Below are 24,111 nucleotides of genomic sequence, written 5' to 3' on the forward strand. Positions count from 1 at the left end.
AAAGAATATGACAACCAAAGAAGCAGTATTAGACATTTTAGTATCAGTTACAGGAAGTGACGAAGTAAAAGAAAACGAAACAATCGATCTTTTTGATGGAGGATTATTAGATTCATTAGGATCTGTTCAATTGCTGGTTGAACTAGAAGGGCGGTTAGGAATTGAGTTTCCTGTATCAGAATTTGACCGGGCAGAGTGGAATACACCAGCAAAAATCATTGAGAAAGTCGACACGCTGCAAAGCCGATGATGAAAAAACGACTATTCACGGCTTTTGGACCGCTTCTTTGTGCGGTGATTCTTGTCGGGGGACTCTTCCTTGGCCCTTGGAAGATCAATAGCCACGATCCGAAAGTCATCGCTCAAGCGGCGACGGCAATGAATGATGCGGTGTTTCGTGGGGATCATATCAAAAATGAGGCAATAGCAACAGGAAAATATGTCCCATTTTTTGGCTCATCCGAACTAAACCGTGTGAGTGCCACACATCCTTCCGTATTGGTGCAGAAATATCACCGTTCTTATACGCCATTTTTGATTGGTGCACCTGGCACCCAGTCGCTGACCCAGTACGCCATCATTCAATCAATGGCGAAAGAATTAGCAGGGAAAAAAGCAGTCTTCATCGTTTCCCCTCAATGGTTCGTTCCTAAAGGGTTGAAAGGAGACTATTTCAACCATCATTATTCCGAACAGCATGTGTACGATTGGCTCTCTTCGTTAAAGAAAATCTCTGACACCGATCAATACTATGCCGAACGTCTCTTAGACTATTCGAAAGTGAGAGAAAATCGCTTGACGGAACAAGTCTTGAATGAAGTGAAATCCGGTAAGATACCAACTGATTGGCAGAAAAAACAGATTGATCTGCAACGATCTATTTTGAAACGGGAAGATGAGCTTTTTAGTGGTCTTGGGTTGGGGCATAACTTGACTGACAAAATCACTGCTGCTGCAAAGAAATTACCTTCTACCTATAATCTCGCTCAAATAGAACAAGTAGCCGATAATGAAGGAAAAGCAGAAACGACTAATAATTCTTTAGGGATCAAGAATTCTTTTTACCAACATAATCTGCAAAGCCGCATAGATAAAATGAAAGGCTCTCAAAAGAAATGGGATTATCGTTTTGGACCAGAATATAGTGACTTTCAACTAGTACTGACAGAATTTGCTCGCAACAATGTGGATGTCTTATTTGTGATTCCGCCTATCAATCAGAAGTGGATGGATTATACTGGCTTACCGCAAGAGGTGTTGACTGGTTTTGACAAAAAGATCCGCTACCAGTTAAGAAGTCAAGGCTTTATGAATATCGCTGATTTATCAACGAAAGGCAATCAACCCTATTTTATGGAAGATACGATTCACTTAGGCTGGCGTGGCTGGCTAGCAGCAGATGAATACATTCAGCCATTCTTGGATTCTAAGGGCAAAGAGAAACCATCTTATGAAATCAACCATTATTTCCTATCCAAAAATTGGCAGCAAGAAGCACCAAAAGATATTCAGGGGGAATGAAAAAGGAGGACTGTTGGAGAATAGAAATGTTGGAGGCTTTATTCAATGAGTAGACATACGAAAAAACATGCAAAAAGAAACGTTCATAAACTAGTGCTTGGGATTGATATCCTTGTGATTATTTGTGGTCTCATTGGCCTCTACTACTTGTTTTTACCAACGGAACCAACGGATGCTTCTGATCATTTCAGTGAGCAAGTTGTACATTCCAGTACTGCCAGCAGCTACTCTTCCAAAAATGAGCAGCCCGCATCCAACAAGAAACAGGACTTGTTGGATGCGGGAAACTATGACAATCTCATTAGTAATCAAGAAGTCATCACACCTGAAGGAGCTATCTACGATCAGAAAATTATTTCCAGTGGCTTTATCGGAAGTGCATTGGTTGTAAAAAATGGGAAAGTCCTGCTGCATAAAGGGTACGGATATGCGGACAAGGCAGCTGATATTAAAAATACTCCGACAACATTATTCAATATTGGCTCGATACAAAAAGGTCTAACAGCTGTCTTGATTATGCGAGCAGTTAGGGACGGGAAATTATCCTTGACAGATACGTTAGCCCGCTTTTATCCCTATATTCCTGGTGCTGCTAATATTACGATTCAGCAAATGCTGCAGATGGCTTCCGGACTCAAGCTTTCAGAAAATCCCCAAGGACTGGAAGACGTGCAGCAGATTCTCGACTGGGATGCTGCACATGCTGTCTTATCCGGAACCCAAGGAACATTCAAATACAGTCCCATCAACTACAATTTACTAGCAGGCATTTTGACAAAAGTAACAGGAAAAAGTTATGATATGCTGTTAACGGATTATTTTATCAATAAGAATGGGTTGAAACACTCTTTCTTATATAAAGTTTTTTTGCAGCAGGATCATCCTACGGTCAATTACAAAACGGATGGTGAAACAGATCCTTATGGGAACCCTAACGATATTTCCTCAGCTAACTTGGCAGCTGAGGTAGGAACTGGAAATCTCTATATGTCAGTTGGCGATTTGTATCGCTATTATGATTTATTATTGAATGGGAAACTGTTAGATAAAGCTTCGCTGGAGCAAATGTGGCAACCAGCCGCTGGCGGATTCTATGCAGCAGGTTTTTATGACAAAGGGACTTATTTCCGTGCTCATGGTGGTAAAGGAGGATTCGAATCGTTTGGGTTGTTTTCTAAAGATAATAAAACTAGTGTGATTCTGCTCTCTAATCGTGGACGTAAAAGCGACACGGAATTAATGAATCAACTGTATCATCCGCTTTCAAATATTGATGTCTCTTTTTAATCAAATTATATGAGGAAATCAATTATGATATATGCTTGATTTCCTTTGTCTAAATATTATAATTCTGTTGATAGGACTCATTTTTATGATATCGCAGATTTTATGTATCAATACTGCATCTTCGGCATAAAATATTAAAAAATTTTTGTTTATCTGTGTATTAACAATGAAACAATGTATGGTTCTTATTCAGAATTGATATGGAACAATCTATTAGCTATCACTAAGTAGTAAGTGATAACTAAAATACATACAAACCAAGATAGCGGTTTCATATTTAGATTTTATAGTGTTGCCAAAGCTGTGCTATATTGCTTATCCGATTAATTTTTAAATTAATACTTTGAGGTGGTTCTATTTACAGCCTTTTTTTTCACAAGTGATAGAAGAAGTCGTAGACTGCCAATCTTGTGGATTGTCATCAATTCTTGCTCCACAACCAGTATAATTACCTTCTTTTCTATGAATTTTTCCGTTTTCAGATTTCTTTGTGTCATTACCAACATATTTTATGTTTGCCATAATGCTTCCTCCTAATAATAGTATTTCTTTTTTTATTTTTGGCACTACTACTAAATCTTAAGTCTATTTTAATTCAAAAAAGTATAAAATGCTAATTATATTTGAAAAATGATGTATGAATAATTTCAGTTTACATAACATAGATTTTATACAAAGTTGTCTCTTTTAAAAAGCTATAAATCAATATAATTAAAAACATGTAAATGTTTATGTTAACTAAAAATCTCGATCTCTTAAGCAACATGATAGTTCGACCCCTACTCTTCCATCAAATGGCGCCCTATTATCAAACAAACTACAAGATTACCTGTACCAATGATGGTTTATATTTGAATCTTGAGGTTCTTTCACTATTTAATGGAATGGCAATATTGTTTTCTTGTAACTATGATTCTATTCATTTATATCTCCTCTTTCTTCAATTTCTATTTCAATCTTAGCTATCGTAAATATTTTTATAGATATTGTTTTTCAGAAAATACGAAACTCAAAATCCTTTTCATCTACTCCTCTTAAAAAAAAATATCTTGTTGGAATTTGAAGCTGATTACTTTTTTAAATTATTTTATAAATCTAGTCATCAGTTAAATAATTAATCATACTATATTTATATAGATATTTTCTTTTTTCAGCACATCGTTTAGTTAGGGGATTCAAAGGCCAGCAGAGTATACTCTGTTGGACACTCCTTTAAACAGATTTTTAAATCATTAATAGTGTCCATGTAGATTGTGCAAAAAGCTTTCTCGAATCATAAAAAATTCATAATGAGTTATTTTGAGTAAGAGTGTTCAGAAAATGACTAATTTCTGGACACTCTTTTTAGATACTGTAATTTATGTGTATCACTCTATTTTTGTGTTCATAAACTCGTAGCTAAATCATTGTTCAATTAAAATTTAGGTTTATGAGTATTAGGACAAATCTTGGATGTGGTCAAAAACTTAAGGGTTTATGAGCTCTCTTTGATTGCTATAACTATAAAAGAGTTCAAGATAGAATATTCTTTAACAGTTCTTCTATGCTAAATTAACCTATAGTGAGAGTACTAACTATGCTATTAATTCCTATTTACTTAGAAATTATGAGTAAACAACTTGACCTTATATAGATGGTTGTCTATATTACATATATAGACAACCATCTATATAAGGAGGGTCGAAGAATGAATTATGAATCTCTTTCATTAGTATTAAAATCTCTAGCGGATCCAAATCGTATGAAAATAGTAGATGTGCTTTCTTGCGGTAGTTTGTGTGCATGTGATTTACTTGAATATTTTGATTTTACGCAGCCTACACTTTCTCATCATATGAAAGTACTTGAAAAAGCGGGTGTCGTTTGTGTAAGTAAAAAAGGGCAATGGCACCATTATTCATTGAGGGAAGAATTTGTTGTAGAATTTATGGAATCTATTCAACAATTACTTGTAAATAATGAAGACAACTGTGTATGCAAAGTAAAAGAAGGATCTAAGTAGGAGGAAAGTAAAAATGAAATCAAAAGGTAAAGCTGAAGGGTTAGGCTTTTTTGAAAAGTATTTAACTCTATGGGTAATCTTGTGTATGATAATCGGAGTATTGATTGGACAGTTTGCTCCAGCTATTCCTGATACATTAAGTCAATTTGAGTATTTTCAGGTCTCAATTCCAACGGCTATTTTGATATGGTTGATGATTTATCCTATGATGTTAAAAATTGATTTTACCAGTATTGTTCGTGCTGCTAAAAAACCTAAGGGATTAGTTATCACGTGCGTTACTAATTGGCTTATTAAACCGTTTACGATGTATGGCATTTCAGCACTCTTTTTTTATGTGATTTTCCAACAATTGATTCCAATAGAACTAGCAAAAGAATACGTCGCTGGTGCAGTTATTCTAGGAGCAGCACCATGTACAGCGATGGTTTTTGTGTGGAGCTACCTAACAAAAGGTGACTCTGCCTATACTTTGGTTCAAGTCGCAATCAACGATTTAATTATCCTAGTATTATTTGCACCTATTGTTGCTTTCTTGTTAGGTGTTGATAATGTAAGTGTCCCCTTAGCTACTTTATTACTGTCTACTGTTCTTTTTGTAGTTGTTCCATTGTTTTTAGGCTTCATTACTCGAGTGTTGATCATAAAAAAAAGAGGTTTAACCTATTTTGAAAATGTCTTCTTGAAGAAATTTGATTCAGTGACGATTATTGGTTTATTACTAACTCTGATCATTATCTTCTCCTTCCAAGGTGAAAGAATCATTGCTAATCCATTGCATATTTTATTGATTGCAATTCCTTTAACGATTCAAACGATTTTAATATTTACAATTGCTTATAGTTGGGCAAGATTTTGGAAGTTGCCACATAATATTGCTTCTCCTGCTGGAATGATAGGAGCAAGTAACTTTTTTGAGTTGGCAGTAGCGGTATCAATATCACTTTTTGGATTACAGTCGGGAGCAACTTTAGCAACAGTCGTAGGCGTACTTGTGGAAGTGCCAGTTATGTTACTTTTAGTTAAGGTTTCTAATAAAACAAAAGACTGGTTCATAAATCCGGAATCTTTGAGTGAAATCAAGAACGTATAAAGGATAGGTGCGGAGAAATGAAAATCATCATTATTGGATCTGTCGCTGCTGGAACAAGTGTCGCTGCAAAAGCAAGAAGAAATACGGAAGATGCAGAGATTGTTTTGTATGATAAAGATATGGATGTGTCTTACGCAGTTTGTGGGATTCCATATGCAGTGGGGGGAGAAGTGGAAAACTTTGATGAACTGACGCCTCGTAATGCTGAATGGTTTAAAAAAAGGTACGACGTAGATATTCATACCTCTCATGAAATAACTCAGGTTGACTATGATAAAAAATTGGTGCACGGAATCAATCTAATTACAAAAAAATCATTTACCAATAATTTTGATGTTTTAGTGTTGGCCACAGGATCGGTTTATAATACCCCAGAAATATTTGTTAATAGACATTTTGAGAATGTTTTTCAGGTGAAAAATATTTCGAGTGGGAAAAGTATCAAGAAGTTTGTAGATGAAAACGAGCCAAAAAAAGCAGTTGTCATTGGTGCTGGATATATTGGTTTAGAAATGGCCGAGCAGTTACAGAGACTAGGTCTTGAGGTCTCGTTACTTCAACGAAGTAAATATCCCATGTCCCATTTAGACTGGGACATGTCTTCAAGAATCATTAATGAAATGAAAAGGAAAAACACTGCCTTTTTCCCTGAAGAAACCGTCAGAAAAGTTAACGGTGATGGTAGTCTGAAGTCTATTGAAACGGCTAAAGGAACTATCTTTTCGGCAGATATTTTTGTATTAGCTACCGGAGTAAAGCCGAACACCGCATTAGCAAAATCCATGGGAATTAAATTAGGAATTACCGGAGCTATAGAAGTAAACGATAAGTTAGAAACCAATTTTCCAAATGTTTATGCTGTAGGTGATGTTGCAGAAAGTTTTGATCGCATAACTAGGCGACCAATTTATCGACCTTTAGCTTCAACAGCCAATAAAATGGGAAGGATCGCAGGAGATGTTATTACAGGTGGCAATCTACGACACAAGGGAATCTTAGGAACTGGTATTTTACGATTCTTTGATTTAACAATTGCTCAAACTGGTCTCACAGAAAAAGATGCTTTAGCAAATAATATAGCTATTACTACTTTATATAATATTAAACCTAATAAGCCGGACTATATGAATGGTAAAGAAATGGTGATCAAAGCAATCGCAAATAAAGAAAATGGGAAGATACTTGGGGCTCAAATCATAGGTTATGATGGGGTAGATAAGCGGATCGATGTGCTTGCTACTGCTATTTCATTTGGCGCAGCTGCTGAAGATTTATTTCACTTGGATTTAGCATATGCTCCACCTTTTTCTACAACAAAAGATCCCATTCATTATACTGGGATGGCTTTGAACAACGATATAAATAATGATACCCCGTTAATGACCCCTATAGAGCTATTGAGAAGAATTGATAGCGGCGAGAAATTACAAATTATTGATACCAGATCAAGAAAACAGTTTGAAACTTCGAAAGTTGAGGGAGCAATTCACATACCTTTAGCTGAGTTAAGAGATCGATATGAGGAATTGGATAAAGAATGTGTGACAGTAACTTATTGTAATAAAGGCGTTACTGGAAATGCAGCACAAAATATTTTACTGAACAAAGGATTTAAACAAGTTTATAATTTATCCGGAGGAAATAAAAACTATCAAGAAGTTTGTGAAACGATACAAAAATTATGATAGAATTACAAATATTGGAATAATTAGGAAGAAACTTATTTTGAGGTTTGACGTAACATTTGTATTTTTTTCAAGCTTCATTTTTTTATATATTATGGACTACTAGAGGTGAAATTGAAGATGGTAGATTTAACTAAAATTGAATACCGAGTTTTGATTTCATTATATGAATGCGAGGGAGGGATAACAAAACGTAACTTTGTAAAAAAATACCCAGAATTTAAGCTGAATACAGCTTATTTAGTTATTGATCGGCTAGTAGACAAAGGGTACTTAGAAATGAATTACTCAAAAAAAACTGAATTATCAGAAAAATTGTTTAGTCCAATCAAATCAATAACTGACTTCTATTCTGATATGTTTGGTATTTGCGCAGTTGATCGTACGGTGAAAAAAGTAATACGTGAACTAACTGATTATAGTCAAACAAGTTTTATTCTAGATAAAATAAGAGAAACAAAAAGATATGCAAAATAAATTTATATAGTTGGAATGAAAAGGTAAAATCTCATACTTATAGTCTTGGTATACAGTAAAAAAGAAATGGAGAAATGTCTATGGGACTTTTACATTTGCTTTATGTAATATTGTATTCAATTATAGTAATTAGCTTACTTATTTCCTATGATTTATTTGTAAAAAATTTTAAGAAACTCCATTTACGATATTCTTTTAAAATAATTATTGGTTTAATATTATTTGTATCGCAAATGTATTTTATCATAACTTTTGAGAGTGTAAAATATTTTGTGTAAATAGAAAAAAGGAAGTCCCTTCTGTAGAATAGAGTTACCACAACACATTCACAGAAGAGAGGACTTCCCTATGAACGATTCTACTACAGAAATTCTAAAGACTCTAGCGAACAAAGGCGATTTGAATGAATTATTCCGTGTCCATTTGGAGAAAGCAGTCAATACGCTTCTCAAAACGGAGTTAACGGCTTTCCTAGATTACGAAAAGTATGATCGCATTGGTTTTAACACGGGTAATTCTCGTAACGGCTCCTATGACCGTACGGTCAAGACCGAGTATGGGGAACTTCATCTCCAGATTCCGCGCGACCGCAATGGCGAGTTCAAGCAACAGACTGTTCCTGCTTATAGACGGACGAATGACACGTTAGAGGAGACCGTCATTCACCTCTTCCGAAAAGGTATTACCATGTCGGAAATCGCAGACTTGATTGAGAAAATGTATGGGCATCACTACACGCCCCAAACCATGTCCAATATAACAAAATCATTTACAGAAGAGGTAACGGCGTTTAAAGGGCGGGAGCTTCATGACCGTTATGCTGCTATTTATATGGACGCAACGTATATTCCGTTAAAGCGGAAAACCGTCGCCAAGGAAGCTATTCATATCGCAGTTGGCATTCGCCCGGACGGATCAAAGGAAGTATTGAGCTATGCGATTGCACCGACTGAATCCATCACGATTTGGGAGGAAATTTTATTGGACCTTCAAGAGCACGGTTTGAAAAATGTCCTCCTGTTCATCACGGATGGCTTAAAGGGGATGGTAGGAGCGATTAGTCGGTTCTATCCCAAAGCTCGTTTTCAACATTGTTGTGTACACGTTTCCCGTAATATCAGTCACAAAGTGCGTGTCAATAATCGTAAGGAAGTCTGTGATGATTTTAAAATGGTGTATCAAGCCTCATCTAAAGAGGTGGCGTTGGAAGCACGTGGTGCTTTTGCGAAAAAATGGAAAACCAGCTATCCAAAAGTGGTTGAATCGATTCTTTCGAACGATCACTTGCTCACTTTCTATGATTTCCCCTTGGCCATACGCAAGAGTATTTATTCTACGAACTTGATTGAATCCTTTAATAAGCAAATCAAGAAATACAGCCACCGCAAGGAACAGTTCCAAAACGAAGAGTCGATGGAACGTTTCTTAGTCTCGTCTTTTGATACTTACAACCAAAAATTCCTAGGTCGCAGTCATAAAGGCTTTCAACAGGCCGAAGGCGAACTTGAACAAATGCTAAGCCAACTGATTGAGAATTAGAAACAATCTGCAGTAGGGAAGAATCATTTACACAAAATTATTGACGCTCCCTAACTTTTTCGATAAATAATGTGGGGTATGTTTATTATGAATATACATTACCTTTATTTATCTTATACTTTAACTCATTCAAAATGAAAAATTATTTTCTTTTATTGGCTCTAATGATGGTGTTTATCAGACTATCGTAATAAGTATTATTGATATCAAGACATTACTTAGTATTCTAGTTCTAAGTATACTGGCATTCACTTTTAGTTTCGTAATTAAAAAAAGCTTTTATAAATATAAAATACAGATACCGTTTTATATATTTTTTGTTTTAATTACTCTAATGATGGCTGGATTGAATTCTATGCTCTTTTTTGAATATAAACTTACTTTTTGGGAATATCTATCTTTGTTTATAGGGTCTATAATTATTTGTATTTCTTGGCAATACTATCTAAGTACTCAAAAATAATTCTTAAAAGATATAAATAGAAAACTTATTGGGAGAAACTACGATGAATTGACGAAAGTTAAAAATATTAGAAGCTTAAATCAAGACGTAGATAGTATGACAGAGGTTGAAAAGGAAAAGCTTATTTTTGTTATGATGGATTTAGATCATTTTAAAAGAATTAATGATCACTATGGACACATTACAGGAAATCGTGCTTTAATATTCTTTTCAAAAAAAATAACAACTTTTCTTAGTGAAGCACACCAAGATCAAGTAGAGGTTTATAGATATGGAGGCGAAGAATTTTTAGTTATTTTCAAAGACAGTACATTAAAGTCTGTTCAAAAGACTATATTAAGATTTCAGGCATTCTTATTAAAAAATAAGTTGAATATTGGAGGGGAAAGAAAGATTACGCTTTATTTTTCTGCTGGCATTTCTAAGTATGATTCTTCTTTAGATGTATATGAACTCATTAATCAGGCTGATCAAGCGCTGTATGCTGCAAAAAAAAGAGGTAGAAACACACTTGTTGTTTATTCTTGATTTATTATGCAATTAAACATGATTTTGGCTTGATCAAGATCTCTTGGACGGTTCATTAAAATAGTATTGTTTAACAAGGGCATTTTACTTGCTATATATAAATAATTGTTCTAAAATTTTCTAGTGTGTCTCATTAAAAGAGTAGCGGGGAAAGCAGATTGGGGAAGTCTTCTTTTTATATGTTGCTTTTATATTTATAGGTGAGTAAATCTACTGTAATGATAATATATTTATCATTTTTCAGAAGGTTTCATCAAAGGACGCAAAGAGAAAGTTCTATTTTTCTCTTTGCGTCCTTTTCTAAACTATTTATTGGAAAGTAAAGATCTAATAAACTGAAACCGGTCATTGATATAACAAATCATGCACATAACTTAATATTTCTCATGCTATTGGAGGGCTTATGGAAGAAAATAAATACATCGAGATTGTTAAAGTGTTCTCAAAACTTGGGTTCTTTGCTTTTGGTGGACCAGCTGCTCATATCGCTATGATGGAAGAAGAAGTCGTGGATAAAAGGCAATGGATGTCTAAGGAAGAGTTTCTAGATTTATTAGGATTTACTAACTTGATTCCTGGTCCAAACTCTACAGAGATGGCAATTATATTAGGTCATCGGCGTGCTGGAAAATGGGGATTATTTTTAGCAGGTATTTCATTTATTTTACCAGCAATGGTCATTGTAATGATTATAGGGCACTTTTATAAATTATATGGAGACCTTCCTAGAGTTCAAACAATTCTGGAGTATATAAAGCCTGTCATTGTAGCAATTATTGTAGCAGCTCTAATAAAGCTTTTTAAAACAGCTATAAAAGATATGTCTACATTTATTGTTTTTTGCCTGTCTCTGCTTTTGGTTGTTTTTGGTGCTTCGGAACTCACTGTGTTAATAGTTGCCGCAATACTCTTACTATTAATAAAAAAAGATTGGAATTTTAAAAATTATGTCATAGAGCCATTTAGTCTCTCAATTTTATTTTTAACTTTCCTGAAAATAGGTTTACTTTTATATGGTAGTGGCTATGTATTACTTGCGTTTATCCAATCAGAATTTGTTGATAAGTTACAAGTATTGACCCAAGTTCAAATGATAGATGCCATATCTGTAGGCGAATTTACTCCTGGGCCTGTATTTACTACAGCAACTTTTATTGGATATTTACTTTTCGGTATCCCAGGTGCTTTGGTAGCTACAGTAGGGATTTTTTTACCATCGTTTCTACTGGTTCTTATATTAGCACCACTATTTTCCAAGCTTAAACAATCCAATACATTTTCCAAAATGTTAATTGGTATAAATGCGGCAGCATTAGCATTGATGGCTAATGTTACCATCCAATTAGGACAAAATATATTTGTTGAATGGTATTTCATTTTAATTTTTTTTATTAGTCTATTAGGTATTCTTAAATACAAAATTAACTCTGCATTCTTCATTTTAGGGGGAATTCTATTAGGTCTATTTTTATGATTTAGATTAGATGATCTATTGATAAGAGTTTTGCATAAGAATGTTAGGGTATTTATGTATAAAAACAATAGATTTTTTTGTAGGTAAGGGGTAACATACTATTGTAAAGATATCTGATGTTGAATTGAAATTTATTTGATTACGTAATATGTATTTTTAAATAGCAGAAGTGGTTAGTTAATCTCTCTTTTCGCTGAGTTTTTTATTAAGGGAAGGACGTGATTTTCCTGAAAGTTGAGAAAGAAGAATTTAAACGAGTTATTAATGACGCGTCTCACTTAGAATATAATTATATTCATCGGGATTTAGAAAAGATTACTGATCCTAACTTGAAGGACGAAGAAGTAGAGTATTTGATTGTAAATCAGATACATCACAGACTTTTAAAAAGTTCACACAGATCGTTATTTGGAAATAAAATAATAATAAAAAGTATTGATGAAAAAGATTACAAGTTATTAAGATATTATGTGGAAGCATTATCGGAAAACCACTATAGAATAAAATAATATTCCTTAAAGTCTTAGGTTTCGAAAAGTTAATTATTACTTATGTGAATGGTTTTTAAATAAATGATTGCTTGATAAAAAATGATTATGAATTCTACAATATTGATTTTAACGGATCAGAAATTATAGGATTTTGCTCTATTTTAAAATCGAGCTGAAGCTGGATCTAAGAATAGGAGACAATAAATAGATGTACTGCTTTATTAACATAAAAAAAGCAATTTTTAATCTGTGATGATTGGCTTGCTAGTTTGTGATATTTTTTAGTTAAAAGTTACTTGCATTTGCTATGTCTAACTGTAGGTAATACCATTTTGGAGGGATGATATGGAAGAAAGTGAGAGTTTTGAACAGCACTGGCTATTGTCATCTAGTATCCAACGTGTAAAATATCTGAAACTTCTTTCCGCCTATCCAAAAACTACTTGGACGGAGGAGGAAAAGAAGGTATTTCTCTGGTTGTGTCAGATGGATATCGATACACTTGAAACAATGGAGATCATTTTTAGCAAATTAGCACACAAAAAATGAATAAGACAGCTACTCATTCTTACAAGTAGCTGCCTTTAATATGAAAAGAGCTTGGCCATTAGAGAGTTTCACTCCTTATGCTAGTTTTTCTAATTCATGTACTGCATTTTCGATTGTAGTACCGGTTGCCACTTTGGTTTCATCATTTTTAGAAAAAACAATAAACAAGTTTAAGTTAGTGTCCAAAGTAACACGATAATCAATTGTTTTGTTAGTGAATGTCATAATACATTCTCCTCTCTCAAATAGTGACGAAAGGTAACGATAACGTTCATAGCGAAATTCTATATAGATAGTATAGCACATTAAAAATAAAATAGTGTATAGTGAGTGATAAGTTTATAAAAAAATAATATTTTTATGTAAAGTTGCAACTAAAGAGTTTGTGTGGTATACTACTTGTAGTGATAAACTTTGAAACGTATTAAGAGTGCTATACATAAATTTATACTCTCCTTTTGCTTATCAAACAATTATTGCAACAAAACGCATTCGTAATGATGCACAAGGAGGAAATAGTATGAATAAAGGTACAGTAAAATGGTTTAATTCAGATAAAGGTTTTGGGTTCATTACAGGAGAAGATGGTCAAGATGTCTTTGCTCATTTTTCAGCGATTCAAGCGGATGGATTTAAATCTTTAGATGAAGGTCAAGCAGTTACTTTTGATACTGAAGAAGGTCAACGCGGTTTGCAAGCTGCTAATATCTATAAAGCATAAAAGTGCCTTTTAACCCGTCTCAACATGTGTGAGGCGGTTTTTTCATACTTCAAAGGAGGGGTAAGAATGAGTTTTTCACAATGGAAACCACAACAACTTTCAATAGAAGGCCAAGCTTTTCATATAGATCAACAGGTCATATTTCGATATAGAAAAAAACAAGCAGCTGGAACAATTATAAAGCTACTCAGCAATTCGGCAGTTGTAACCCTTTCAAATTCAGAAGTGACGAATACTACGGAAAGAACAGTTATAAATTATAAAAATTTAATGAGTAACTGAAATCAATGAAGAATAGATTGAGTTTTTTAATCACGTACTATGTATATGTAAACTGGATAGACGATTGGTTTGAGTGGAGGAATAAAATGCAAAAAGAAGCTATTCATCAGTTAATCGTAAAATTGACACTTAACAAAAATTGGCTTAATGACCCAATGATTGTTAATGAAGTGAAATATCTAGGAGATCAACTTTCTTGTACACGACGTTCTCCGATTAATTATAATCAGATTCAGGGAATCAATGTTTATTATCTGGATGGTTCTGAAAAAATGTATACTTCTTTAAAAAGTTGCTGTGAAGGAGAAAAACTCTTCAAAGGAACCATCCAGAAATATATTTTATCTGATTCACCCATAGCAGATGGCAGATATTTCTGTGTCATTCGCTAATCTATAAACTTCTAAATCCGCCACCATAAGTTTAGCGATAAATATTTCTTTTTATTAAGCAGATTAAGGATGAACATTTAGTTCATTAGATACAGATATACAAAAAAACTAGTTATGATCAGCTAGTTAAATTATTTATACATAAGAGAGTTACATCTAGATTTAGCTTCCTCTAAAGTAGAAAATTTTTCGATATCAATATCGTAAATAAATAATTTGAGTTGAATATTGCGCAACTCTTTCAAATTTAGCACAGCAAATGACGTGATCAAAGGTGGTCTCGATTGAAAATCATACAAATTTGTTTTTGCTTTTGATGAATATAAACGGTAGTCCGAACTAAAAACTTCCACTGGATAAAAATTAGTATTCATATTTGAACACCTACTTTCATGGTACTTATCCAGTATAGCACTTAAAAGAAGTCAAAAGTAAAAATAGAAAAAACGTAAGGGATTCCTAAGCATTGCTTCTACATCGTAATTACTTGCAAAAAAGAAATATATAGCGTAGGCTGATTAAGCAACATGCATTAATCTAAGAAGAGTACCGGCACAGAAAACTTGGGGAAGTTTTTCTGGACTGCGCCGAATACTCTTCGTTTTTTTATTTTAACATTATTCTTACTTAATAAACATTAGAATATGAGAAGTTGCATTTAACTGATTTTATCTATTGCTTAATATTTTAATAGTCTACGGAATGTGAGGAGGTATTTAGTGTAGTATTAGCATAGAGACAAGAGGCTTCTGGTTTCTCTAGAGTTAACTCCATGGTTTATTATAAATAAGAAGAATGAGGAGGAGATTCGATGAATATAAAAAAGCAGCTGAAATGTTTGATTTAAGTGTGGATACACTAAGCTATTATGAGCGTGTTGGCGAGATACCACCCGTTCACCGCCACGAGAGCGGCTACCGAGATTATACTACCAATGATTTAAATTGGATTTATCTAGCAAAAAACTTACGAAATGCTGGATTGTCGATTGAATCTTTAATTGATTTTGCTCAACTAGCTCAATCACGTGAAGCACAAAATGATGCTATATAGATAGAAGGAAAAATTTGGGAGGTTATCATTCTGGATGAAAAATAAGCGTAGCTATTAAAGAATTTTACATTTAACTGCTGAAAAGGGATGGTAAGATTCTCCAAAAATTGTCAATGAGGTTCAAACGATAGAAACAACTATTTTAGACGGACGCGCTTCGCCCATGAACTATTAGGAGTCAAACGGAATAAGAGTTACTGAATCATAAGAACAATGTCAGAAACTATGCAACGATCAGTGGCTGCGTAGCTAACGAACTACCGTGTCGAGTAATTATTACAAAACTTATTAAGAATAAAAGTAAAGCAAACGACGGTAGAATCTTCACTACCTTCAAATTTTTTCATATTTTTTTATTATGATATACTTAAATTTGTATATTTAGAGTTGCGCTGCCCGTTATTGAAGTTTCAGGCAGTGCTCTTTCCAATACCTGTCTTCATTGATTTCCTTGAAATTACATGTTAAAATATACATGCAAATGAATTATTGGACATGAAAACACCACGAAACCCCAGAGAGGTCGGATTCTCTGGGGTTTCATTTTGTGGGCTGATGTCGCCTTCGTTGCTTTACTTCTTGTCTCGATTATTCAGCCAATACTCGAAGAGGGCTACTAGTAAGCCGACAAGAAGGGGGCAAATGAAGAATTGAATCATGAAAACACCTCCCTCCAGTCGCAAGACTGTCGGATAGGCGACTACTAATTTTAACATATTAAAAGTTCGTGCACTAGATTGATTACTAGTAAGTGATCCCACGCAAGTGTCACAATAGGTCAATTTTAATTATGTTCATTATTTTTAAGAATACATAATTATTTTAGTTTACATAAGATATATTATACAAAGTTATCGGTGATAAATAGCTTTAAATCAGCATGATTATTGTGTTGATTATATTTATGTCAACTAATTTCTCGTTATCATAAATATAATCAACTTAGCTAGATGAATTTTACTTGATTGGCTATCTTGATAACAAAGCTATTCATAATTACGTGATTTAAAAAAGAAATCATACAATTAGTTGATCCATTTCTTTTTTTATTCGGTAAACTGTTTGCCTAGTCACATTATAGTCTTTTGCAATCTTTGAGATAGCAACTCCATTCTCCAGATCCTGAACGATGCTTTTATAAACAAGGCGTCGCTGAGGATCTTTTGTTTCTGCACTGTATAACTTAGGACGACCTTTATAGACGCCGTTTGCTTTAGCAATCTTAATTCCTTGTGCCTGGCGTCGTTTAGATTCAGTACGCTCTTGTTCGGCAATCATGGCTAAGATTTGAATGATTAAGTCTTTGATGAATTTATCCAGGAGAGGATTTCCGATTGCTTCAGCCATGATTGGTAAACTGGTGATAATAAGTCGCACATTCTTCTTCTTTAGATAATTAACTGAATCGATAATTTCGTCATAATTTCGTCCAAGTCGATCAATGGCTTCTACAATAAAAATATCTTGCTCTCTGACAAAATCTAAAGCTTCCTGAAAAATTGGCCGATGACTGATAGTTGCTCCAGATTGCTTTTCTATAAAAATTTTTTCAGCGCCAAACTTTTCCATTTCTTCAATTTGGCGTTGTTCATTTTGATCGATGGATGAAACTCGAATATAAGCAATTTTCAAATTTATTTCCTACTTTTCTTAAGCATTTAAAATACACCCTAATCATACGTCAGAACGCTAGATTTTTCAACATAATATCAATGTGTATTTAGGGTACGCTTTAAATATACAATTTGATTTAGAATGATAAAAGCGGTTCTGTTGCAAAGTTTTAAATAAAGAATAAAATCCCTTATGGTATCTATGATTTAAGCTGGGATTCCCAATAATACCTTGATTTCAGTACAGACCGAAAACCCGAAGAGAGTACCTTCTTTTCGGGTTTTCTTATATAATCCTAGAATGGCTTCCATGCCTTTAATCGTGGTAGAGGCAGTGCGTAAACTTCGATAGAATTTATTGCGTCTCTTTACTGGACGATGGTCTTGTTCAATCAAATTATTCAGGTATTTAATGGTACGATGTTCTGTCCCTTGATAAAAGCCGTATTCTTTTAGTTTCTTAAAGGCACTTGTAATAGAGGGGGCTTTATCTGTGACTACAACCTTCGGTTCATCAAACTGCTTCACTAACCGCTTAAGAAAAGCATAGGCTGCTTGTGTGTCCCGTTTTTTACGTAACCAAATATCCAAGGTTAAACCATCTGCATCGATGGCTCGATACAAATAATGCCATTTTCCTTTAATTTTGATGTACGTTTCATCCATTTTCCATGAATAAAAGGATTTTTTATTTTTCTTTTTCCAAATTTGATAGAGTAGTTTGCCATATTCTTGCACCCAACGATAAATCGTCGTATGAGAAACGTTAATGCCACGATCATATAAGATTTCTTGAACTTCACGATAGCTAAGGTTATAACGAAGATAGTAGCCCACGGCTACAATAATCACATCCTGCTGAAATTGCTTTCCTTTAAAATGATTCATCGTCATTCCTCCTGCTATCTTTTTCTATTATTCTACCTTATTTGATAGTAGATTTAAAACTTTGCAACAGAACCCTAAATAGTATAGAACCATATTTTCGTTACAAGGTTAAGAATGACGACTATAGTTTTTCATCTACTAATTTTGTTTTATTGCTCTCCATGACTTTAAAAAATGGATAGTAGATGAAGATGCTGATGACGATCAACAGTAGGCAAAAGAGAATATTGCGCCAGTCCATACTTGAAAGATAAGCTTGTGCAAAAAAAGGTGTGAAGGAAGGATCGACGATAAATCCAATCCCAATCCATCCTAGTTGCTGAGCAAAGTAGGTCAGCAATAATGAAATGATGGGCGTAATCAAAAATGGAATTGCCAAAATAGGGTTAAAAACGATAGGTAATCCGAAAATCACTGGTTCGTTGATGGAACAGATTCCAGGAACCAATGACAATTTTCCAATTGTGCGATATTCGGGTACTTTGCTTCGCATCATCAATAAAACCAAACCCAAAGTACCACCGGCTCCACCAAGTACAGAAATACGGAACATTTGTAAGTTCATTAAGTGTGTCATGGTCTCACCATTTGCCAGTTGTTCAGCATTCAAACCAGTTTGAGCCATTCCCAATGTAAAGACGATAGGGAAAATAATTGACGAGCCATTGATACCAAATAGCCATAGGATGTTACCCAAAGTCACGATCAATAAGAAACCACCTAGACTGCCAGCGATGTTCGTTGCTGGAGTCAGGACTTCCATCACTGCTTCAGGGAAGATTTTGTTTGTTGCTGCCAAGAAAATCAGATTGATGCCATAAAAGATGAATATATTTGTCAGCAGTGGAACGAGCATATTGATAAAGGTTGCTACCATGGGTGGAACTGTATCTGGGAGTTTCAACTTAATATTTTTTACTTCAAATAGTCGGTTGATTTCCACTACTAGCAAGCCGATGATAATTGCGACGAACAATCCGTTTGTCCCAAGGAAATTAAGATTGATGGCACCTTCTTCCACTGGTGTACAAACCATTAGATAAATGACAGATGCAACCATGCCATTCATGGAAGGATTAATTTTGTATTCATTGGCAAGGGAAAATGCAATGCCAAAAACACTAATGAATCCGATGATTCCCATTGTCAAATTATAAGGGGCTGTGATGAGATCATAATTTGCTACGGCAAAATCTTTCCAGCTGGCCATAAATTTCATGAAAATATTAGCTGTATCTGGATTGTATTGATCAATATTGATGGGTGGATTTGCAAAAATCAGAAAAAAAGAACCGATAACAATAAAGGGTAGGCCAAACATCATACCGCTGGATATAGCTTTTAGGTGGCGCTGATTACCTATCTTGGCTGCGATGGGGCTAAGTATGTCATTCAGTTTCATGATAAACGCAGAATTTTCCATATAACTTCCTCCTATACTTGCCAAGGATTAAATGAAAACGTACTTGGCACGACGTGATCTGGATCATAGGTCTCGATGATTTTTTCGTATTGTTCCTTGTAGTCATTATCAACTTTTGCTTGGGGGATCACTTTACTTGCTTCATGCAAAAAGTGTTCTGAACCACGCCCCATTGCCTGTCCCCGAACAGTATGTTTATCCAACGCAATATCAGGAATTTCTGGAATATATCCCATAGCGAAACTCTTGATAACAATGTTCTTAAGTAAATCCGATGAACGATCTTTTTCAGATTGGCATAGGTAACGAATCGCGTGGAAAAAATACATCGCACGATCGGATTCATTGTATTGGAATTCTTTGCGCATGGCGTTTAAGTTATTGATCATGATGGCGGCCATAGGATTGCCCATGCCCACATCCTCAACACTGATCGCCAATAGCCTTCTCCAGAGTTTCTCTTCAAATTGTGGTGAGGTGATATACATTTCATAAGCAAATTCACATGCTTCTTTTTCTTTGCCTCGACGAATCGATTTCTGTAATGCTGAGATAGCTTCATCTCCACGTAAGCCGTTACGGGTAGTCATTTTTGACCACGGATCTTGAATAAATTTCGTTTCTGTCATGATATAATACTCCTATTAGATAAAATTTGAGGTGAATCTTATGGATGTTGAAATGCTTATAGATAAATACCAACTGAATGACTCAGAAGCTGAAGTCTTACGATTTATGAAAAAAAATCGTCAGTCTTTAAAAAATATTGGGATTCGTGACGTTGCCAAAGCATCGTATGTTTCTACTGCAACGATTATCAATATGGCGAAGAAAATTGGATATTCCGGTTATAGTGAGTTGGTATTTGCTCTAGGAAACAGCCAATCTGACATTACGATGCCAAGCACATTCTCCAATGAGGAGAAGGAAGCATTCATACATTTAATGTCTGCGTATCGCGATAAACGGATTATGATTCTTGGCTCAGGTTTTTCGCAAAATCTAGCCAATTATTTTTCGGAATCTCTTAATCTATATGGATTTCGTGCGACGGCCAATAGTCATTTAGAATTTCTTAGACGGCAAGTGCAACAAGATATTCTGCTTTTTATTATTTCCAATTCTGGTGATACAGTTCGATTAGCCGAATTAGCTAAAATTGCGAACGATCACTTTATCGATGTGATCGCATTTGTTGGGCAAAAAAATTCAAAAATCGGTACGCTGGCAACATTAACCATTAGCACGGAAACCTATATTCCACAAAAAATATCTGATTACCAACCAAATCTTTTCTTTGGCACGACACTGAATCAATTTGAGCTTTTGTTGAGCGCGGCGCTGAAGGCTATTTATAAATAGAAGAACGCTGTGGCCACTGTTTCTTCAAAATCTAGTATAAAGAATCTTCTTTAGAATGTAAGTGTTTTCTGTGTGTTCTGAACATGTTTAGGAATTTCCAAACTTGTTTAGAAAACTTTCTCATTCCCTCCGCTGTAGAATTGAACTCACATAAAAAACATCTAAACCAAAATATCTACAAGCTTGGAAAGGATAATAGGTTGTTATTAAAAATAATTTTTATTCCTGAATAATTCATAGCTTTAATTCTTTGACAAATCATATTCTTATAAATTAGACAAGAGAAAATAAATATTCCATATCTACTTTATTGGATCCATAACATGACTAAATTCTGAATACTTTTTAAAGCTTATCATTTGGTAAAACTGAATATAAGTTAATTTTATAGACTGAAAATTTTGAATTTTCAGAATAGAATAACTTAAAAGTACTGACAAAATTTTTTAAAGGGACAATATTAATGTTCTGAGATAATCAAATCTTACCGAAAATATCAAAACCCTAATGTGACACAATCAGATTATGTCACATTCGCTAAAATCGCTCCATCCTTAGAGGCTCTAAGAGGAAATCACTTTTCTTTTAGGGCCTTGTCATTTTAATATTTAAATGGCGCATAGTTTGCTTCATAACTAGCGTTCAAAAAAACTAAAAATGTATCATAAAAAGAAGGCACGCTTATAAACATGCCTTCTTTTATTTGTTGTGTTATTTAACTTTCATCAATCGTAATCCGTTTAATGTTACTAAAAGCGTTGCTCCCATATCTGCTACAATAGCAATCCATAGTGTTAGCCAACCTGGTATGACTAGTAGTAGAGCTAATAGTTTTATACCTAATGAGAAGGTGATATTTTGCTTAATTACTTTTAGAGTTTGGCGGCTAAGTCTAACAATGAATGGTAATTTTTGTAAATCGTCGCCCATTAGAGCAACATCAGCAGTTTCGAGAGCCGTATCTGTTCCTGCACCGCCCATTGCAATACCAACCGTCGATGCAGCTAATGCTGGTGCATCATTAATGCCGTCGCCCACCATTGCTACTTTATTATAAGTTGTCCGCAACGCTTTAATCGAATCTAATTTTTCTTGAGGCATTAGATCTCCTTTTATTTCAGTCACACCTAATTGCTTACCAATAGATTCAGCGGTTTTAGTATTATCACCAGTAAGCATAATAGTGTGTTCAATTGACAACTTGTGGAGTTCAGAAATAACGGCAGCACTTGAATCTCTTACTTCATCCGCGACAGCAATTACTCCTAAAATTTGTTCGTCAGTACCGAAATACATGGCGGTTTTCCCTTGTTCTTGAAATTGTCTGTATTGTACTTTGACCGCTGTTTCTTCGATTACTGATGCAGAAAACAGTTTAGGGCTTCCAATATAGTAACGTATGTTTTGATGTATACCTGTAAGTCCTTTACCTGTGATAGATTGGAAATCCTCGATTTGTATTGACTTGTAATCCACATTAGTTTTATCCGCTTCGTTTAAAATAGCAGAAGCTAATGGGTGTTGAGAAAGAGATTCCAACGATGAAATAATCGATAGATAATTTATATCAGTTTCAGAACTGGTTGCAATGAAATCCGTTACGACAGGCTTTCCTTTTGTTAAGGTTCCAGTCTTATCGAAAGCAATTGCTCTCAAATGACCAATTTCTTCCAGATAGACTCCGCCTTTTACTAAAACACCATTTTTTGCTGCATTACCAATAGCCGAAACAATTGAAACAGGTGTTGAGATCACTAATGAACAAGGACATCCGACAACTAAAATGGATAACCCTTGGTAAAGCCATTTATTCCAGTCACCACCAAAGAATAGCGGAGGAACAACCACTATCAAAAGGGCCATAATAATTATGAATGGCGTATAGTATTTTGCAAATTTATCTACAAAGGCTTGTGCAGGAGCTCGTTCTCCTTGCGCTTCTTCAACTAAGTGAATGATTTTGGCAATCGTTGTATCCGTTACTTTTTTTGTTACTTTGACTTCAAGAACACCTTCTTCATTTAGTGTTCCTGCAAACACTTCATCATCTAACTGTTTTTCAACAGGAACCGATTCTCCTGTTATTGCTGCTTGATTTACTGAAGAATGACCGTTGATAACAAGCCCATCCATGGCTATTTTTTGTCCGGGTTTAATGATCATAATATCGTCGATATCGATTTTATCGACACTGACTAATTGCTCTACATTGTTTCTCCTGATAAGAGCTTCTTTGGGAGCTATATCCATAAGAGAACGAATCGACTGTCTTGCTTTATCCATTGAAAATCGTTCCAAAGCTTCGCTAATAGCAAATAGTATTACTACAATAGAACCTTCGGCCCATTCTCCAATAAATGCGGCCCCAATAATTGCAATAGTCATTAAAGATTCCATGGAGAAGTCCAATTTGATCAAATCAGAGAACCCTTCTTTAAATAAATCAAATCCACCAATTATTATTGCCAATATATAAAGAGCTTTCGTTAATAAATGATCTTCGCCCAATGATAGTTGGGAAATCACAGCAACAAGTATAAAACCAAGAGAGATGATTAAAGCGATATTCCGTTTAATAAAAGACTCTTTTGATCTAACTTGTTCATCATTTTCTTGATCATCACGAATGATAAGATTTTCGAAGGCTCCCGCTTCTTCGAGTTCTTCAATTGTTGTTTGGCCTTCTACTGAAATCTTACTTGCACCAAAGTTTACTGTTGCACTCGTAACTCCTGGCAACTGTTTTACATTTTTTTCAAATTTACCTGCACAATTTGTACAGCTTAATCCTTCTATTCGATAGGTTTTTTCGGTCATTTTCTCACTCATGCTAGCACCTCTTCTTTAAAATTTACGCCAAGCTCCATAAGATTTAAGATTTTGATATTTTTAATAAAATAGTAGACTAACTTACCATCCTTGTGACTATCAACTACTCCCAATTTTTTTAAGGAGTTCAGATGGTGTGAAGTTGTTGCGACCGAAGCATCAATGATATTAGCAATATCACAAACACATAGCTCATCTTCATGGACTAAAGCATGTACAATTTTAAGTCGATTTTCATCTGACAATATTTTAAAGAAACCACTTACTGACGGAGTATCAAAGTTTGCTAGTTTAGATTTAGCACGATTAACTTTGTCTTCATGAATACAAGTTATTTCACAAATTTCATTATTCATACGATCATTCCTTTACATTCAAATGTTTGTTTGAATGTATTGTATCAGAACATCCATCTATATTCAAGTGAATGTTTGAATGT

At 34.5% G+C, this 24,111-nt stretch carries 24 protein-coding genes and 1 pseudogene; 16 read left to right on the forward strand and 9 right to left on the reverse strand.

What is annotated here, in order from left to right:
* Positions 1-7: 7 nt before the first annotated feature.
* Genes dltC through IGI71_RS03640 form a run of 3 tightly spaced genes read left to right on the forward strand, consistent with a single transcriptional unit; the run spans position 8 to position 2,808 of the window.
* The gene (gene dltC, locus IGI71_RS03630) at positions 8-250 is read left to right on the forward strand and encodes a D-alanine--poly(phosphoribitol) ligase subunit DltC (protein WP_010748144.1); all 243 of its coding nucleotides are present in this window, start codon (positions 8-10) and stop codon (positions 248-250) included.
* Positions 247-1,521 (forward strand): D-alanyl-lipoteichoic acid biosynthesis protein DltD, encoded by a 1,275-nt coding sequence (dltD, locus tag IGI71_RS03635; RefSeq protein ID WP_005237701.1) that lies wholly within the window; start codon positions 247-249, stop codon positions 1,519-1,521. The genes dltC and dltD overlap by 4 nt, the downstream gene beginning before the upstream one ends.
* Positions 1,522-1,566: 45 nt before the next feature.
* A complete protein-coding gene (locus tag IGI71_RS03640; RefSeq protein ID WP_005237700.1) occupies positions 1,567-2,808 on the forward strand; it encodes a serine hydrolase domain-containing protein in 1,242 nt (413 codons plus the stop codon).
* 354 nt (positions 2,809-3,162) lie between these two features.
* Here the strand turns inward: IGI71_RS03640 and IGI71_RS03645 are convergent, their stop codons facing one another.
* Positions 3,163-3,330, reverse strand: coding sequence for a hypothetical protein (locus IGI71_RS03645; RefSeq protein ID WP_010748147.1), 168 nt, complete (start codon positions 3,328-3,330; stop codon positions 3,163-3,165).
* A 1,165-nt stretch (positions 3,331-4,495) separates the two neighbouring features.
* On the opposite strand from IGI71_RS03645, the gene IGI71_RS03650 reads away from it, so the two are divergent.
* From IGI71_RS03650 to IGI71_RS03685, 8 genes are all read left to right on the forward strand, one after another.
* Complete coding sequence (locus tag IGI71_RS03650; protein WP_010748148.1) at positions 4,496-4,810, forward strand: ArsR/SmtB family transcription factor; 315 nt, start codon at positions 4,496-4,498, stop codon at positions 4,808-4,810.
* 13 nt (positions 4,811-4,823) lie between these two features.
* Positions 4,824-5,903, forward strand: coding sequence for an ACR3 family arsenite efflux transporter (gene arsB / locus IGI71_RS03655; RefSeq protein WP_005237696.1), 1,080 nt, complete (start codon positions 4,824-4,826; stop codon positions 5,901-5,903).
* Between the two features lie 17 nt (positions 5,904-5,920).
* Positions 5,921-7,588, forward strand: coding sequence for an FAD-dependent oxidoreductase (locus IGI71_RS03660; RefSeq protein ID WP_086295851.1), 1,668 nt, complete (start codon positions 5,921-5,923; stop codon positions 7,586-7,588).
* A 120-nt stretch (positions 7,589-7,708) separates the two neighbouring features.
* A complete protein-coding gene (locus tag IGI71_RS03665) occupies positions 7,709-8,065 on the forward strand; it encodes a hypothetical protein (protein WP_010748150.1) in 357 nt (118 codons plus the stop codon).
* A gap of 348 nt (positions 8,066-8,413) precedes the next feature.
* Complete coding sequence (locus IGI71_RS03670; RefSeq protein WP_121262237.1) at positions 8,414-9,604, forward strand: IS256-like element ISLgar5 family transposase; 1,191 nt, start codon at positions 8,414-8,416, stop codon at positions 9,602-9,604.
* A 511-nt stretch (positions 9,605-10,115) separates the two neighbouring features.
* Entirely contained in the window at positions 10,116-10,595 is a 480-nt protein-coding gene (locus IGI71_RS03675) for a GGDEF domain-containing protein (RefSeq protein WP_010748153.1), read from the forward strand.
* Between the two features lie 403 nt (positions 10,596-10,998).
* Positions 10,999-12,069, forward strand: a complete 1,071-nt coding sequence (locus tag IGI71_RS03680) for a chromate transporter (protein WP_086295849.1) — start codon at positions 10,999-11,001, stop codon at positions 12,067-12,069.
* 836 nt (positions 12,070-12,905) lie between these two features.
* Entirely contained in the window at positions 12,906-13,109 is a 204-nt protein-coding gene (locus tag IGI71_RS03685; protein WP_005225249.1) for a hypothetical protein, read from the forward strand.
* A 75-nt stretch (positions 13,110-13,184) separates the two neighbouring features.
* Here IGI71_RS03685 and IGI71_RS03690 read toward each other — a convergent pair whose 3' ends face one another.
* On the reverse strand, positions 13,185-13,334 hold the full coding sequence (locus IGI71_RS03690) for a hypothetical protein (RefSeq protein ID WP_005237684.1): 150 nt from the start codon (positions 13,332-13,334) through the stop codon (positions 13,185-13,187).
* A 295-nt stretch (positions 13,335-13,629) separates the two neighbouring features.
* Here IGI71_RS03690 and IGI71_RS03695 point away from each other — a divergent pair, with 295 nt between their 5' ends.
* The 4 genes and pseudogenes from IGI71_RS03695 to IGI71_RS03710 form a co-directional block, all read left to right on the forward strand.
* Positions 13,630-13,830, forward strand: a complete 201-nt coding sequence (locus tag IGI71_RS03695; protein WP_005237682.1) for a cold-shock protein — start codon at positions 13,630-13,632, stop codon at positions 13,828-13,830.
* A gap of 66 nt (positions 13,831-13,896) precedes the next feature.
* Positions 13,897-14,112, forward strand: coding sequence for a hypothetical protein (locus tag IGI71_RS03700; RefSeq protein ID WP_010748155.1), 216 nt, complete (start codon positions 13,897-13,899; stop codon positions 14,110-14,112).
* Between the two features lie 86 nt (positions 14,113-14,198).
* The gene (locus IGI71_RS03705) at positions 14,199-14,504 is read left to right on the forward strand and encodes a hypothetical protein (protein ID WP_034879067.1); all 306 of its coding nucleotides are present in this window, start codon (positions 14,199-14,201) and stop codon (positions 14,502-14,504) included.
* Positions 14,505-15,299: 795 nt separating this feature from the next.
* Positions 15,300-15,545 (forward strand): annotated as a pseudogene (locus IGI71_RS03710) (MerR family transcriptional regulator); the annotation flags it as partial.
* 584 nt (positions 15,546-16,129) lie between these two features.
* Here the strand turns inward: IGI71_RS03710 and IGI71_RS03715 are convergent.
* The 5 genes from IGI71_RS03715 to IGI71_RS03735 form a co-directional block, all read right to left on the reverse strand.
* Positions 16,130-16,273: a type I toxin-antitoxin system Fst family toxin gene (locus IGI71_RS03715; RefSeq protein ID WP_306769983.1), complete on the reverse strand. Its 144-nt coding sequence runs from the start codon at positions 16,271-16,273 to the stop codon at positions 16,130-16,132.
* A 301-nt stretch (positions 16,274-16,574) separates the two neighbouring features.
* Positions 16,575-17,189, reverse strand: a complete 615-nt coding sequence (locus IGI71_RS03720) for a recombinase family protein (protein WP_002345745.1) — start codon at positions 17,187-17,189, stop codon at positions 16,575-16,577.
* A gap of 188 nt (positions 17,190-17,377) precedes the next feature.
* Positions 17,378-18,058 carry an IS6-like element IS1216 family transposase gene (locus IGI71_RS03725; RefSeq protein ID WP_179190905.1) on the reverse strand — a complete coding sequence of 227 codons (681 nt, stop codon included), beginning with the start codon at positions 18,056-18,058 and terminating at the stop codon, positions 17,378-17,380.
* 121 nt (positions 18,059-18,179) lie between these two features.
* Positions 18,180-19,481 (reverse strand): PTS sugar transporter subunit IIC, encoded by a 1,302-nt coding sequence (locus IGI71_RS03730; RefSeq protein WP_002309705.1) that lies wholly within the window; start codon positions 19,479-19,481, stop codon positions 18,180-18,182.
* Positions 19,482-19,492: 11 nt separating this feature from the next.
* Positions 19,493-20,110 carry a hypothetical protein gene (locus IGI71_RS03735; protein ID WP_002309706.1) on the reverse strand — a complete coding sequence of 206 codons (618 nt, stop codon included), beginning with the start codon at positions 20,108-20,110 and terminating at the stop codon, positions 19,493-19,495.
* 40 nt (positions 20,111-20,150) lie between these two features.
* Here IGI71_RS03735 and IGI71_RS03740 point away from each other — a divergent pair, with 40 nt between their 5' ends.
* Positions 20,151-20,843 (forward strand): MurR/RpiR family transcriptional regulator, encoded by a 693-nt coding sequence (locus tag IGI71_RS03740; protein WP_269924369.1) that lies wholly within the window; start codon positions 20,151-20,153, stop codon positions 20,841-20,843.
* 711 nt (positions 20,844-21,554) lie between these two features.
* Here IGI71_RS03740 and IGI71_RS03745 read toward each other — a convergent pair.
* A complete protein-coding gene (locus IGI71_RS03745) occupies positions 21,555-23,672 on the reverse strand; it encodes a heavy metal translocating P-type ATPase (protein WP_001291323.1) in 2,118 nt (705 codons plus the stop codon).
* Positions 23,669-24,028 (reverse strand): ArsR/SmtB family transcription factor, encoded by a 360-nt coding sequence (locus IGI71_RS03750; protein WP_003726380.1) that lies wholly within the window; start codon positions 24,026-24,028, stop codon positions 23,669-23,671. The genes IGI71_RS03745 and IGI71_RS03750 overlap by 4 nt, the downstream gene beginning before the upstream one ends.
* Between the last annotated feature and the right edge of the window lie 83 nt (positions 24,029-24,111).

It is taken from the genome of Enterococcus sp. DIV1279b, from assembly GCF_050531515.1.
Classification (GTDB): Bacteria; Bacillota; Bacilli; order Lactobacillales; family Enterococcaceae; genus Enterococcus_D; species Enterococcus_D casseliflavus.